9 protein-coding genes, 1 tRNA gene and 1 pseudogene are annotated in these 15,056 nt (G+C 63.9%); 2 read left to right on the forward strand and 9 right to left on the reverse strand.

The genetic code is table 11. The features are described 5' to 3' along the window. Together OKW78_RS08360 and OKW78_RS08365 are read left to right on the forward strand one after the other, a co-directional pair. A pseudogene (locus OKW78_RS08360) lies at positions 1-1,791 on the forward strand (hypothetical protein); the annotation flags it as partial. A gap of 4 nt (positions 1,792-1,795) precedes the next feature. Continuing rightward, a complete protein-coding gene (locus tag OKW78_RS08365; RefSeq protein ID WP_281194743.1) occupies positions 1,796-2,116 on the forward strand; it encodes a hypothetical protein in 321 nt (106 codons plus the stop codon). A gap of 461 nt (positions 2,117-2,577) precedes the next feature. Here OKW78_RS08365 and OKW78_RS08370 read toward each other — a convergent pair whose 3' ends face one another. The 9 genes from OKW78_RS08370 to OKW78_RS08410 form a co-directional block, all read right to left on the reverse strand. Then, entirely contained in the window at positions 2,578-4,248 is a 1,671-nt protein-coding gene (locus OKW78_RS08370; RefSeq protein ID WP_281194744.1) for a winged helix-turn-helix domain-containing protein, read from the reverse strand. Further along, positions 4,245-4,730, reverse strand: a complete 486-nt coding sequence (locus OKW78_RS08375) for a hypothetical protein (RefSeq protein ID WP_281194745.1) — start codon at positions 4,728-4,730, stop codon at positions 4,245-4,247. Before OKW78_RS08375 ends, OKW78_RS08370 begins: the two co-directional genes overlap by 4 nt. Then, positions 4,727-4,954, reverse strand: a complete 228-nt coding sequence (locus OKW78_RS08380) for a hypothetical protein (RefSeq protein ID WP_281194746.1) — start codon at positions 4,952-4,954, stop codon at positions 4,727-4,729. The genes OKW78_RS08375 and OKW78_RS08380 overlap by 4 nt, the downstream gene beginning before the upstream one ends. Continuing rightward, the gene (locus tag OKW78_RS08385) at positions 4,947-5,078 is read right to left on the reverse strand and encodes a hypothetical protein (RefSeq protein WP_281194747.1); all 132 of its coding nucleotides are present in this window, start codon (positions 5,076-5,078) and stop codon (positions 4,947-4,949) included. Before OKW78_RS08385 ends, OKW78_RS08380 begins: the two co-directional genes overlap by 8 nt. 401 nt (positions 5,079-5,479) lie before the next feature. Continuing rightward, a tRNA-Ala gene (locus OKW78_RS08390) sits at positions 5,480-5,551 on the reverse strand. 65 nt (positions 5,552-5,616) lie between these two features. Next, positions 5,617-6,144: an SRPBCC family protein gene (locus OKW78_RS08395; RefSeq protein ID WP_281194748.1), complete on the reverse strand. Its 528-nt coding sequence runs from the start codon at positions 6,142-6,144 to the stop codon at positions 5,617-5,619. Positions 6,145-6,215: 71 nt separating this feature from the next. Further along, complete coding sequence (gene gltB, locus OKW78_RS08400; protein WP_281194749.1) at positions 6,216-10,856, reverse strand: glutamate synthase large subunit; 4,641 nt, start codon at positions 10,854-10,856, stop codon at positions 6,216-6,218. Positions 10,857-11,081: 225 nt separating this feature from the next. After that, positions 11,082-11,249: an HEWD family protein gene (locus tag OKW78_RS08405; RefSeq protein ID WP_281194750.1), complete on the reverse strand. Its 168-nt coding sequence runs from the start codon at positions 11,247-11,249 to the stop codon at positions 11,082-11,084. A 106-nt stretch (positions 11,250-11,355) separates the two neighbouring features. Continuing rightward, positions 11,356-15,045, reverse strand: coding sequence for a hypothetical protein (locus tag OKW78_RS08410; RefSeq protein WP_281194751.1), 3,690 nt, complete (start codon positions 15,043-15,045; stop codon positions 11,356-11,358). Between the last annotated feature and the right edge of the window lie 11 nt (positions 15,046-15,056).

The raw sequence follows: 15,056 nt of genomic DNA on the forward strand, positions 1-15,056 counted from the left end.
CTCTCGACGAACGGCGGGTCGACCGCCACGATCGACGCCTCGTGGACGGAGGTCACCCAAACGGAGGATCCGAGCGTCTCCGTCGGCGGGACGACCGTGTCTCACACGGGGATCCTCTCGGACGGCGAGACGGTCACGGAGTCGGTCGACCTCTCGACAGGAGCGAACGCACTCAACGTCTCGACGAGCGGCGACGTCGACGTCAACTCGTCGTGGACCGAGGTGACCGAGACGGTGGATCCGACGGTCACGGTCAACGGCTATGAGACGACCCACGACGGCGTGCTCGCGGAGGGTGAGACGGAGTCGCTCGCCACTAACCAGGCGTGGCTCGAGAACGGGACGAACAACGTCACGGTACAGACGAGCTCTCCGGAGCGTGGTCCGGAGTCGCTCACCGACCTCACGTACTCTCACGACGCGGCCGGGACGACCCGCTCGGTCGACGTCTCGGCGACGTCGTGGACGGAGACGTTCAACGTCTCGCACACCTACCCGTCGGAGACGATCGACGCGAGCGCGACGCTGACGTTCGTCGACAGCGTCGCGGAGATCGACACGGTAGAGTACCGAACCAACGGCGGGGAGTGGCAGGAGCCGCCGAGCTACGAGCTCAACGGGACCGACCTCGAGGTCGGGTTCGGCGACGTCCCCGCGGACACGGAGATCGACGTCCGGGCGACCGGCCACAAGGTGCGCGCGTACGACGGGAACGTGACCGTGACCGAGCCGACCGTCGAAGGCGACGAGCTCGCGACGGAGGTGGAGATCACCGACGTCGACCCGGACGGTCGGTTCGGACTCCGCGTCGACGAGACCGTACTCGGCGACCGGCTCCACTACGCGAGCGAGGAGTCGTGGACCGGTGACTCGGCATTCGCGGAGGTCACGGCGTCGGGGACGCAGATACTCCGCGCTCCGGACGCGAACGCCGGATCGACCATGACCGTCGAGTCGTCGGCGCTCACCGTAACGCCGCGGACCGGGGCGACCGAGGTCGTCCTCGAGGACGCGAGCGAGCCGCGCTTCTCGGTCCGGAAGGGCAACACGACCGGGACGGACACGCTCGACGTGACGTACTACGACGCGCTCTCCGGCGAGCGGTACGCGCTGTGGTCGGAGACGCGCGAGGTGGAGGTCGACGCGGCCCGCGCGAACTCGCCGGTGACGCTCCGGACGGACGGGTCGGCGGAGACGTACACGATCGTCCAACGGGATGCGTCGTCGCCGGGTGGCGGCGGAGGCGGCCCGACGGACGCACAGGACACGGTCCCGATCCTCCTATCGTTCGGAGGTATCGGGGTCGTGTTGGTAGGGACGATGCTCGTCGGTCGACGGTTCGACATCGGCGGATGGCTCCTGCCGGTGACGGCGACGTCGCTCACGTCGATCGCGGTCCACGTCCTCTCGCCGGGTGTGTCGCCGTTCACCCGTGCGCTCGACCTCGGGTATCAGTCCGACATCCTCCCGATCGTCGGGGTCGGGATCCTCTTGATCGGCCTGTGGCAACTCGACCGGCGGACGGTCGGAGACGTCCCGCTGCCGATCTATATCGTGGTCGGCGTGATCTCCGGGGTGTGGGCGCTCGAGAAGCTCTCACCGGGCGTCGTCCTCGGCGGGCTCCGTGAGGGTATCTCAACGATGGCTCCGCTCCTGGTCGCGGGCGGCGCGATCGGAATTGCGTTCTTCCTCCGGTCGTGGCTCCAGGCCCGACGTGCGGAGGCGCGGACGCCGGACACGGAGGTCACCCTAAGCGGGTTCGACAGCGGCGACGGGGGAGGAGGCAACTAAGATCATGTTCGGCGTCCTCCGGGAGATCGTCTCGTCGTTCGGACTCGGCTCACAGGTCATGCTCGCCGCGACGCTCCTCGCGGTGGCGTTCTACGTGTACCGGGCCGTCGGTGTCGCGAGACTCGTCACGGGCGTCGTGGGGACGCTCACGAGGGAGGTGCTCGTGTTGCTCGTCGTCGGAGCGGTCGTGATCGGTCTCGGGTGGGCGAGCCCGAACGTGGGAACCGCGCTCGAGCACGTCCACCTGTTCGCCCGCGAGGCGTTCGACGTGGCGACCGGACCCGGGCGACGGCTGTTCCGGTGGGTCGTCGACGTGGCGGCGTAAGGCTACCTGGCAAGGCTCCTTCTCGAGGTACCGTCCTCCCCGACACCGCGTTCAGTCGACGGAGAGGGCGTCCTACGACCGTTCTGTAGGTTCCACGTGCGGAGTGTGCGGTGCGGTAGGCCGGAGCCGTTCTGGCTCCGGCCGTTATTGTCTCCCCCCTTAGGGGCTACACCCGTAGGGACACCCGCTAACCTACCCACGGACCGCAACCGCTGAAACGGCCGATCTCGCGATACTCGACACACCGAGAGACGCGATCCGCCGATCGAGGTTAAGAACCATTATGTTTTAAAATTCAGTCGGAAGGGTAGCGGAACCCATCGATCGCCGGATCGGCCGGTCGCCGACACGCCGGCTTAACCAACATGGGACGCGAGACGGCGCGGAGTGTTGGTTAAGACACGAAAAAGAGACGGAGCCGCGGCTGTCGACCGCGGCGAACACACGACGACTCGGGGGTCCTACCCGAGCCAGTCTCGGCGATCCGTTCTCACGCGGACCTCGTCACCGTCGAGATACTCGCTCTCGAGCGCGGTCGCGAGTTGGTGAGCCTCGAGCGGGAGGTCCTCGAAGTACGACCAGCGGGATCGGTCGCGACCACGATCTCCCTCGTCGTCCTGGTCGTCGTCGTCGCTCTCCTCCTGGTCGCCGTCACCGACGGAGCTCGGATCGTCCCGCTCCTCGCGACGCTCACGACGGGCTTCGGCGCGTTCCATCATGTCCTCGATCTGGTCGTCCGGGTAGATCCGCCGGAGGATCTCCTTCGAGGACTCGAGCGCTGCCGGCGACGGGAACACGACGAGCACCGGATTCGAGATCTTTTCACAGACGCCGATCTCCGCGAGCCGGCTCACGTGGTAGCGTATCGTCGAGCGAGCGAGACCGGTCCGCTCCTCGAGCGTATCGTACGACGCGCCGGCCTCGGTCGCGATCACGGTGAGGATGTCGTACACGGCCTGCGTGTTGGCCTTCAACGCCTCGCGGTAGACCTCGGTCGAGACGGCCTCGAAGCGCTCACGGAGCTGTTCGCGACGCCCGGACGGGTGCCGGTACTGATACTCCGGGACCGCCGGACCGGGCTGATAGTCGTCGGCGACGAGCTGGTCGCGACCGACGCCGGACCACTCGAGGTGAGCGGAGACGATCGAGCGGAGCGTCGACATGACGTCCTTCCACTCGTCAACGTGCGGGAGCGCGTGGTCGCCCGACGTACCCGCGAACGACGCCTCGAGCTTCGGGTGGTGCGCCGGGTCCTCGCGCGGGATATCGGCCCAGCCGGCGGCCTGATAGCATTTCAGTTCGATGTCGTACGACGTCCGATCGAACCCGAGGAGGTGCCATCGATCGGCGTCGACGAGCGCCTCCAGGTATCCCTCGCGCTGTCGCTTCTGGTGAGCGTCGATCTCCGACATGCCGCCGAACGCGATCAACTCGCGAGTCCGGTCGAGCGTCTCGACGACCTGGCGCTTCCATCCGATATCGAACCGGTGGTGCGCCTCGGCCTTCTGGATCCGCCGGGAGTCCTGGTCGCGATCCGCGAGGAGCCGACCACGATCGACGTCGAGGGCGGCCTCGAGGACGTCGAACATCCGGCCCTCCACCTCCTCGGCGTCGTCCGCCCACGTCGTGGAACAGCGGACCAGCGAGCCCTCTCCGTACTGGAGAGTGAGGTCGCTCCCGTCCTGGTAGTTGAGGTCCGCGAACTGTGGGAGAATCCGGAGCGAGCACGCTCGCCCGGTCTTATACAGGTCTCCGTCCTCGTCACGCTCGCGGAGCGTGAGGTCGTACTTGTAGTACGCGGAGTAGTCGTCGCCGGTCCCGGTTCCGGCCTTCCACCGGCTCGAGGAGAGCTTCACGACCCATTCGCGGCCGGGCGTGGGCGCGTCGAGCCACGGGACGTCCGCCGAGTCGAGTTCCGCGACGACTCCCGGCTCCTCGTCGCGGTCGCCGACGACCTCGTACCACAGCTGGTGAACGGCGGAGTAGATCGACACCTCGCGACCGACGTCGTTGAGAACGCACTGAACCGCGGCGCCGTGGGCGACGGGTTCGGGCGCGATCCGGTCCTCGAGGCGCGGGTCGGGGAGCGTCCCGATCGTGGCGTCGGGAGTGGAGGGAGCGTCGACGCTCATGCGATCGACCCTCCGTTGATCTCGTCGGCGTAGAACACGCGTCCCCAAGCGATCTGAGAACACCGCGGACGGCCGTCGCCGGCGTCCCGCCAGGTCTCGACGAGCTCCTCGACGGCGGTCGCCGGGACCGCCTTCAACGCGAGGATCGGCCGCTCCGGACGGGGCTCGCACACGGCGAACAGATACACTCCGCCGTCGTCGACGAGCGCTCGGTGTTGCTCCTCGCGGAGGTAGAACCGACCACGGCGGCCGTCGTTGAGCCGGACCATGGCGGATTTGACTTCCACGAGCGTCCCGACCTCGAGGAGACACATCCCGACGATCGGGATCTCCGGACTCGGCTCGACGAGTTCGACGACGCGGACGTCCGCGTGGGTGACCTCCGTATCGGGGACGTGCTCAAATTCCGGATGGACGTCGACGACCGACGCCTCGGCGTTCGATCCCGCTCGCTTCGAGGAGACCGGGCCGTAGGAACTCATGTCGACCCCCTACCCGCACCCGGGTGGTTCTCGTCGATGATCCGGAGGACGTTCCACCAGGTCGCGGTCCGACAGGTGTGACAGACGTGTCGGAAGGAGCCGCTCGAGGTCTCGCCGACGATCCGAGCGGTCCGCTTCTCCGAGATCTTCTCACAGGAGGTACAGCGGGCGGAGACGAGCGGTCCGACGTGTCCCGCTCCGGGGCTCGTCGAACGACTACTCATCGGACTCCGCCTCCTCCTGGTCGTCGTCCGGGTTCTCGAGCTCGTCGGGGAGGTTACCGTTCTCCTCGGCGAGCCGGAGCTGTTCCGCGACCGTGTTCGCGTGACCGAGATCGTCGTCGGTCACGCTGACGCACCTCCTTCCGTGTCGTCCTGTTCGGGAGTGTACCGGTGACCGCCTCCCGAGTGGGAGTGAGTGAACTTATCGGGACGGTCGGGACAGCCGACGAGGTGACCGTACTCGGTCCCGTCGCTCGAGCTTCGAGTACAGCGAGCCCCACAGGTCTCACACCAGAACTCTCCGGGTCCGTCGGCGGTGAACGAGCCGGAGTAGCTGAGGCTCACGCGAGATCACCCCTCTGAGGATCGCCTGACCGTGGCGATGCGCGTTCGGAACCAGAATGGAATCGGTTCTCTGAGGGGTTAGGTTGGAATGACGATTCTACGGTTATCGCCGTAGCGAAGGATGCTACTGCTAGGTTAGCAACACTCGCTACAACGGAGAATTCGGAATGGACTCGCGGGGANTGGACTCGCGGGGATTTGAACCCCGGGCCTTCCCCGTGCCAGGGGGATGATCTACCACTGATCTACGAGCCCTCGTACGCGTCCAATCGTTCCCCGGTGAATATCTTAAGGGCTTCGAATCACGGACCGCCTCCCACTCAGATCCGGTCGGAGTCGACGTACACCTCGAGGTCGACGTCCCGCGTCGACCCTTCGAGGTCCCTGACTGCCCGTTCGACGACGCGCTCGGCTTCCCCCCGTATCAGCGGCACCGCCTTCTTCAGCACCCAGTCGAACGAGACGAGTCGCGGCAGGTCGAGCGCGTCGGAGCTGGCGGATCCGGGGTCGAACTCGACTTCGAGCGCGACCTCGCACTTCGTCGGTTCCGCGTCGCCGTCCTCGATCGGCGTCACCCGCCAGCAGCCGCCCGCGTCGATGTCCTTCGTGATCTCCCAGTCGATACGTACCGGCGGGTCGACGCCGGTCACCTCCGATCGGGCGGTGTAGGTGAGCTTCCACCAGGCGAACGTGAGCGCGTAGCGGGTTCCGGGCCCACCGTCGCCCGCGAGCGTCCGGACCTCCCGGAGGTACTCGGAGTAGTGCGCATACCCCTGAAAGTCCAACAGGAACTCGTACACCGTCTCCGGGTCGGCGTACACCTCGGTGCGCACGACGAGTTCGTCCACGACGGACGGTTCGACCCCCGCGTATTAAACGGTCCGCCCGGCGAACGCGAGGAGGACGGGCGGGAGACGGATCAGTCGTCGCTCGAGACCTGTTCGGCGGTGTCGCCGGCGGCCTCGGGCGTGGCGTCGGCGGGCGCGGGGGGAGCCTCGCGGACGTCGGTGCCCGTCCCCTCGGCGATCACGTCGGCGTACGCGTCGGGGAAGACGCGGACGAAGTCCGAGAGCGTGGCCTCCCAGTCGTCGAGCAGCTCGGCGGCGCGGTCGCTGTCGGTGTACGCGCGGTGGTTCTCGACGAGCCGACGGAGCATCCGTTCGTCGCTGGCGTCGAGCTCCCGTGAGAGCGACACCATCCCGCGGTTGAGCCGCTCCGCGAGCCGGTCGTCGGGGTCGTACACGTACGCGACGCCGCCGGACATGCCGGCCGCGAAGTTGCGGCCGGTGTCGCCGAGCACGGCGACGACGCCGCCGGTCATGTACTCACAGCCGTGGTCGCCGACGCCCTCGACGACCGCCCGGACGCCCGAGTTGCGGACGCCGAACCGCTCGCCGACGACGCCGTTGACGTACGTCTCACCTGCGGTCGCGCCGTACAGACAGACGTTGCCGGCGATGACGTTCTCGGCCGGATCGTAGCCCGCGTCCTCGGGCGTCGAGATCACGATCCGCCCGCCGGAGAGGCCCTTGCCGACGTAGTCGTTGGCCGCACCCGAGAGCTCCATCGTGACTCCGTGTGCGAGGAACGCGCCGAAGCTCTGGCCCGCGTGGCCGTCGAACCGGCAGGTAACGGTGTCGTCCGGGAGGCCCTCCCCGCCGTGTTCGGAGACGACCCGGTTCGAGAGCGTCGCGCCGACCGCGCGGTCGACGTTGTCGATGTCACGGGTGAGCGCGACCGGCGTGCCGTCCTCGATGGCGGGCGACGCCTCCTCGATGAGGTCCCAGTCGAGCAGTTCGTCGATACCTGCGTGGGTCTGTGCGCGGGTCTTGGTGCGGGAGTCGCCGGCGGGGTCGGCGATCACGGCCGAGAGGTCGAGGTGGCTCGCCTTCTCGTGGTCGGTCTCGCGCTGGGAGAGGAGGTCGGGCCGGCCGATGAACTCCTCGAGGTCGGCGAACCCCAGTTCGGCCATGAGCTCGCGGAGCTCCTGGGCGATGAACGTCATGTAGTTGATCACGTGGTCGGGCTGGCCGGGGAAGCGCTGGCGGAGGTCCTCGCGCTGGGTGGCGACGCCGACCGGACACGTGTTCTCGTGACACTGCCGGGCCATCACGCAGCCGGAGGTGACGAGCGAGGCGGTCCCGAAGACGTACTCCTCCGCACCGAGCGCGGCGGCGACGGCCACGTCGCGACCGGTCTTGAGGCCGCCGTCGGCCGTCACTCGAATCCGATCGCGCAGACCGGTCGCGCGCAGCATCTGGTTCGCCTCCGCGAGCCCGAGCTCCCAGGGAAGCCCCGCGTTCTTGATCGACGTCTTCGGTGACGCGCCCGTCCCGCCGGAGTGTCCGGAGACGTGGACGACGTCGGCGTTCGCCTTCGCGACGCCCGCCGCGATGGTCCCGATCCCGGCCTCCGAGACGAGCTTCACGTTGACGTCGGCGGAGGGGTTCGCAGCCTTCAGATCGAAGATGAGCTGTTTCAGGTCCTCGATCGAGTAGATGTCGTGTTGGGGGGGCGGGGAGATGAGCCCGACCCCGGGGGTGGAACACCGGACGTGGGCGATCATCTCGTTGACCTTCTCGCCGGGGAGGTGGCCGCCCTCGCCGGGCTTCGAGCCCTGTGCCATCTTGATCTGGAGCTCGTCGGCGCTCGCGAGGTACTCGGCGGTGACGCCGAAGCGGCCGGAGGCGACCTGTTTCACGTTACACTCCTTCTCGGTGTCGAACCGCTCGGGCGGCTCGCCGCCCTCGCCGGTGTTCGACTTCGCGCCGAGGCGGTTCATCGCGATCGCGTTGTTCTCGTGGGCCTCAGGCGAGAGGCTTCCGAGACTCATCGCGGCCGTCGAGAAGCGCTCGACGATCGACTCGACCGGCTCGACATCCTCGACCGGGATCGGGTCGCGATCGGAGTCGAACTCCAGGAGACCGCGCAGCGTCTGGAGCGTCTCGGACTGGTCGTTGACCAGCTCGGCGAACTCGCCGTACTGCTCGTAGTCGCCGCCCCGTACCGCCTGCTGGAGCGTTCCGACCGTCTGGGGGTTCCAGCCGTGGTGGACGCCCGACGAACGGTTCTCGTACTCGCCGACCGTCTCGAGTTCGGGGTCGACGCCGAACGCCATGGCGTGGCGCGTCCGGATGTCGTCCTCGATCTCCTCGACCCCGATCCCCTCGGTGCGGATCTCGGTGCCCTCGAAGAACTCGCCGACGAGTTCGGAGTCGAGCCCGACCGCCTCGAATATCTGTGCGCCCTGGTAGGACTCGACCGTCGAGATCCCCATCTTCGCCATCGTCTTCAGGAGGCCGTCCTCCAGCGCGCCCCGGTAGGCGGCCAGCGCCTCGACCTCGTCGGCTCCGTCCGGGCCGGCGACCACGTCGGCGATGGAGGCGTACGCGAGGTACGGGTCGACCGCGTCCGCGCCGTAGCCGACCAGCGTTGCGAGGTGGTGGACCTCGTGGGGCTCGCCGGACTCGACGACGAGTCCCGCACGGTTGCGGAGCCCGTTGCGCACGAGGTGGTGGTGAACCGCGCCGGTAACGAGCAGGCTCGGGACGGCGAGCCGGTCCGGACCGATCGCCCGGTCCGAGAGCACGACCACGTCCGCGCCCGCCTCGATCGCGTCGGACGCCTCACGGCGGATCCGGGTGACTGCGTCGGTGAGGGAGGTGTCACGGCCGTAGGTCGTGTCGACGGTCTCCGCGGAGAAGCCCGATTCGCCGTCGAGTTGCTTCAGCCCGGCGGTCTCGGCGTCCGAGAGCACCGGGGAGTCCGCGACGATCTGCCGCGCGTGTTCGGGCGTCTCCGCGAGCAGGTTGCGCTGGTTGCCGATCCGCGACTCGAGGGAAGTGACGAGCTCCTCGCGGATGTAGTCGATCGGCGGGTTCGACACCTGTGCGAACAGCTGTTTGAAGTAGGTGAAAAGCGGCCGGTCGACGTCGGCGAGCACCGACAGCGGGGTGTCATCACCCATCGATCCGACGGGGTCCTTGCCCGCCTCGGCCATCGGTTCAACGAGGTGGTTCAGCGAGTCCGTGGTGTAGCCGAAGGCGGCTTGATAGGCGCGGACGGTGCGATCCCCGTTCATCGGGAGGGCCTCCGTCGTCGATTCGCCGTCCCTCCGTGTCGAAGTGGCTTCGTCGACGAGGCCGTCGAGTTCCACCTGCTCCTCACCGACCCACTCGCCGTACTTCTCGTCGGTGAGTTCGTCGAACACCTCGTCGTCCGGGACGATCCGCCCCTGTTCGGGATCGGCGACGAAGATCTCGCCGGGACGGAGCCGCCCGCGGCGCGTCACGTCCGCGGCGTCGGTTGGCAGCGCGCCGACCTCGCTGCCGACGACGAGTCGGTTCTCGGTCGTGACCTCGTACCGGCAGGGCCGGAGCCCGTTGCGGTCGAGCACGCCCGCGACGCGGTCGCCGTCGAAGCCGATGACGAGTGCGGGGCCGTCCCACGGCTCGACGAGCGAGGCGTGGTAGTCGTAGAAGTCCGCGCGCTCGTCGGCCATGAGGTCGTCGTCGCGGAACGCCTCGGGGACGAGCATCCGCAGGACGTGCGGGAGGTCGCGGCCGGTCTGGAGGAGCAGTTCGACCGCGTTGTCGAGGCTGGCGGTGTCCGACTGGTTCGGGTCGTCGATCACCGGCCGGATCGTCTCGAGTTCCGCGCCGAACGCCGGGTGATCCAGGTCGTTCTCGCGGGCGCGCATCCAGTTGACGTTCCCGCGGATCGTGTTGAACTCGCCGTTGTGGACCACGTTGCGGTACGGGTGTGCGAGGTGCCACGCGCCGAGCGTGTTCGTCGAGAAGCGGGCATGAACCAACGCGACGTGGCTCGCGAACCGATCGTCTTTCAGATCGGGGTAGTACTCGGCGAGCTGTGAGCCCTTGAGAAGTCCCTTGTACACGACGCGCTGGCGGTCGAACGAGCAGACGTAGAACCGCCCCGCGCCGTCGACGTCGCTCACGACGTTCTCGATCTCGCGGCGAGCCGCGTACAGCGCGCGGTCGAAGCCGAGCAGCTCGGGGTCGGCATCGGGATCGGCCGACGGGTCGGTGAACCGCTCGGCGAGACCGGCCCCCTCGACGGGGGCGACGAACAGCTGGGAGACGTGTGGTTCCGAATCGAGCGCGGTCTCGCCGAGGTCGGCGTTGTCGGTCGGGACGGCCCGCCAGGCGAGCACTTCCAGGCCGTACACGGAGAGCACCTCGGCGATGACGTCGTGGATCTCCGCGCGGACGCCCGGCTCCGGAGGCATGAAGACGGAGCCGACGGCGTACTCCTCGGGGAGGTCCGCGTCGACGACCGTCTCGAAGAACTCGTCGGGCCGTGCGACCATGATCCCGGCTCCGTCGCCCGTGTTCTCCTCCGCGCCGGTCGTCCCCCGGTGTTCGAGGTTCTCCAGGAGCTGAACCGCGTCGCGTACGGTGTCGTGTTCCGGTGCGCCGTCGAGGTCGATGACGCCGCCGATCCCGCAGTTCGAGCGGTCGTCCGTCGGGGAGGCGAGCCCGTCGTCCCAGTCGTGCCGGCTCGCCCCCGGGTCGGGGATGGTACTACGTGACTTGGTCATACACCTCCTCTCGAATCATCAGTTAAAGGAATAACCCTGATATGGGTAGGATCCATCGTACACACATTAGGGAATATAAGGTAATTATCTATAAGGGATTGGTACGAGATACCACGATACTCGTTCGATCAGATCTTTGTCCGAGAAGCAGATCTAATTAGATATTTCTGGATTAATATTGAGATGAATATGGATACGAAACCGCCGATACCTGACGTTCGTCGATTACTCTTCGAAGGGTGCGTACGTGCCGTTGACGTCCCAGTCGTGAATGCAGTAGACGTCGCCGGGTTTCCCGTCGATCCGCCAGCCCTCCACGTCGGCGTCCCAGCGCTCGGCGCGGCCGCACAGTTCGCAGGTCCGTTCGGTCGGGGGGGAGATCATGACGCTCATGTCCGGAGGCAAGCGTCGCGTCAGCAAAAGGATATCGTCGAAGCGTCGGATCGCCGACCCGCCACGATGCCGGCGTTTCGAACTGCCGGTCGAGCGGTCGCTCGATCTACGACGTTTCTCGACGACCGGCGAGGGCACTCGCCGCCGCGATCGCCAGGAGTGCAGTGGTGACGCCGAATCCGGGAACGTCATAAGCAGTCGAGCGCAGCGGTGCCTCCTCGAAGGCCGGCGGCCGTGCGGATCGATCGTCACCGGAGGACGCGAGAGAGCCACCGGGATCGTCGGACCCTCCGCTCGACGAAGTGTCGACGTGACCGTTCGCTGCCGCGGACGCGCCGGGCGTGGACCTCCTTTCAAGGGTCTCGGAACGTGAAACGTACTCGGCCTCCTCGGGGGCGTTCGGATCGGCAACCGGACGGGGACCGATCTCCCGGCGATCGCGGATCGTGCGCTCCTCGGCCGCTCGAGCAGCGGACGCTTGAGACGAAGCGGCGCGGGAGTCTCCCACGTCGTTGGCCGTGGGGTCGGACGCGGAGTTCGGGTCGTCGGCGTCGCCGTCGGATCCGATCCCGTTCTCACCCCGATCGGTCGAAGCTTCCGCCTCGTTACCCTCGTCGACGTCCGACCTCGAACCCGGTTCCTCGTCGGAATCGGAGCGGGATTCGCCGCCTCTCGAGTCGGAATCACGTCCATCGGTTTCACCCGATGGATCGGCGTCTCCGCCGTTTTCACCGGTCGTACTGCCACCGTCGTCTCCATCGCTTCCGATCGCTCCGCCACCGACTCCCGTACCGCCCCCTCCACCACCACTACTGCTACCACCGCTACTTCCACCGCCGCTACCACTACTTCCGCTGCTGCTACCGCTGCCACCGCTACCGCCGTCATCCGTACTCTCTGTGTCCGTGCCGCTGGCTCCGTCGGATCCGTCGGAATCGAGGCCTTCATCACCGGAGTCGGTCTCGGTGGTCCCATCGAAATTCCCGCCGCTCCCGTCGTCGATCGCCGTCTCACCGGTCGTTTCGAGACTTTCGCTCCCGTCGTCCGTCGTGTCCTCGATGGAACCGTCGTTGGCGCTGCCGCCGTCGTGGCTGCTCCCGTCGGTGACGTCCGTCGTTTCGTTTTCGACCGTCGTCGTTTCGTTCCCGACCGTTACCGAGTCGTTCGAGGATCCAGTCGAGTCGTCACTGTCGACAGTGTCGTCGGAGTCGGTAGTTCCCCCTGAATCGCTGGTTCCGTCGGAGTCGTCGGTAGTTCCCTCGGTGTCGGTCGTGTTTCGGACGTACGTGAACGGTGTAGAACCGGTGTGAGACGCGTTCGTTCCGGCGGCGGCGCGGAGGCGTTCGTCGACCACGTCGAACGTGGCGTCGAGGTCGGTTTCGGCGCTCGTACCGACCGTTTCGTCGAGCGTCTCGGTGGCGTTGCCGACGAGGTAGAGCCCCGTCTCGTGGGAGAGAACCGTCGTGCCGTTCGCGGTCGCCGCGGGGGCCGTGTCGGTTCCGGTGGCCGACTCGTTCGACACCGTGAACTCGAGACCGTCGAGTCGATCGAGGTCGGAACCCGTCGCGAGGTCCGGATCGCGGACCGCGGTGTATCCGGACAGACCGGTGGCGTTGACCGCGTAGACGAGCGTCTCGTCGTCGGTGACGTTCCCCGCGGGCGTGAGCGTCCCGTTCGCGATCGCGTCCGTGACCGTCTCCGGTGTGGAGAAGGCGTCGACGCCGCTCTCTGCGGTCGAATACACCGAGAGATCGTTCATCGATCGATCTCGTAGCGTTGCGGTCGCGGTATCGGTCGATCCGCCCGGGTCCGCGGTCGCCGTGATCGCGTACTCGCCAGCCGGGATCGTCCCGTCCGCCGTCGACGTCGTAACCGACTCGATCGTTCCCGGTCCGTCGAGCGTGAAGAGATCGGATTCGAGATCGGGATCGCCAGCCGCATAGGTATTGAATCGGAGTGTCGTCAATTCCCCACGAGGTGTCGTGACGGTCGCCGTAGCGATCGGATCGTTCGTAGTCGATTCAGTGATCGTAATTTTGGTTGAGTTGGTATCAGCCACCAATTTAATTTTAAGTAGATCTCCGACGATGGGTGATTTTGAGATACTGGTGATATTGGAGAATTGATCATTTTTTCCGATGATTTTGAACAAGGATTCATTATCAAACCCACCACCAATGAGAGAGTAATTACCGGTTGAAAGCTGAGATGTATTGAAATAGACCTGCGTAGAGTTACCAGTTGTTGGCTCTATTCCCTCAAGAACAGGTTTTGTGTGAGTCGATTCACGATATAATTCGACGCGGTTTTCCCCACCAGTTGGTTCCTCGAAAGCTATAATTCCCCCAGCGTATATTTGTTTACTATAATTTAATGAAGTTTTATTAAATATTTGATTAGTAGCAGATTTTCTCTTTTCAGATTTGCTAATTGAAATTAGTGCTGTGTTTGAGACACCGTTTTGTACAAATTGCTGATTGTAATCCGAATTCTGTAACATCGGAAACGATCCAAGAGTAACAGGATCACCAACTTCTGAACCATCATCAACAAGACGCATGACGGCCATATACTGATTACTTTGAGAGAGATGAACAGGATCGCCATCTTTATTCCTCAAGTCAATTTCAACATCCTGATTATTTCCAGTAATTATTTGAGATGTTCCGAGGTATTCATGAGATAGAACTGATCCATCACTCAAGATGGGATGGATCGTGACGATATACGGAGTCTCACCACCATGTTCATCATCTAATTGAGTACTCGATATAGTAATATTATCTTTAATTGTCGCATTAGTAGAGATATTTTCGAATTTAATAGACGCAAACAAGGAATCACCCACGTGAGAAGCGAGCGAAAATTTCGAAGCTGCTGCCGGAAGTTTGTCACCAGTACTGTAATTTTCACTACTCAATTTACTTTCAGGAACAAGATATATCGTATGTGGTCCCGGAAATCCATCTGCTTCAAGATATCGGATAGATATATTATTGTTTCGATCAAGCGTATCACGTGAAACAGATTTTATACCCGCGATATGAGGATCATCATCTCCGAAAGCGACAATAAGTGTACTATTCACGTTTGCCTCAACATCTTCGATCGTGGCAGAAGGGATAGTGAATTGATCTCCATCGGTAGATCCGGTCGCTTGATCTCTGAATTGAAATGATCCTCCGGCAATATTGAACTCTTTAGAAAATGTAGATTCGTCTGGATTAGTAAATGAGTTATTGAAAGATTGAGTACTATCATTCACTTCGAAATTATACCGTATATTTGATTTTTGTTCAGAATCTATTGTTCTAATACCACCAATTTCAATTTCATCAATCTGAATTGGATCTCCATCTCCAGTATATTCGATAATCAAGTGAAGGCTTTCAGTACTATTTTCAAAAACAGATGTCTCTTGGCTGTGGAGACGGCCGTTTTGTATGGTTGTATTTTTAATATAGACTTCAGATGTGTTCACACTATATGTAGAAAGTGTGGAAATATTTATGCTTAGTTGGATTTCATCTGTTCTAAAATCGCTATTATTTTGATCAATTTGAAGATCATGAATGGTATGAGATGTGTCGCCTGGGATAATATCTGTCGGAGTCCCAGTCTGATTAATATATACTTCATCAAAAGTTTCTGCACTTACCGAAGAAGTACCTAAACTGATCGCGGCCACGCCGACGGTGGTAGTTAGAACGGCAACGATCACGGCGATCCGAAGCGAGTTCTCACGTGTCATGGGTGTGCCCGCAGTGCCGATACTGTCGCTAGCGCGGATGCTCACGCGTCGATCAA

The sequence above is a fragment of the Halorubrum sp. F4 genome, assembly GCF_027257195.1.
Lineage (GTDB): Archaea > Halobacteriota > Halobacteria > Halobacteriales > Haloferacaceae > Halorubrum.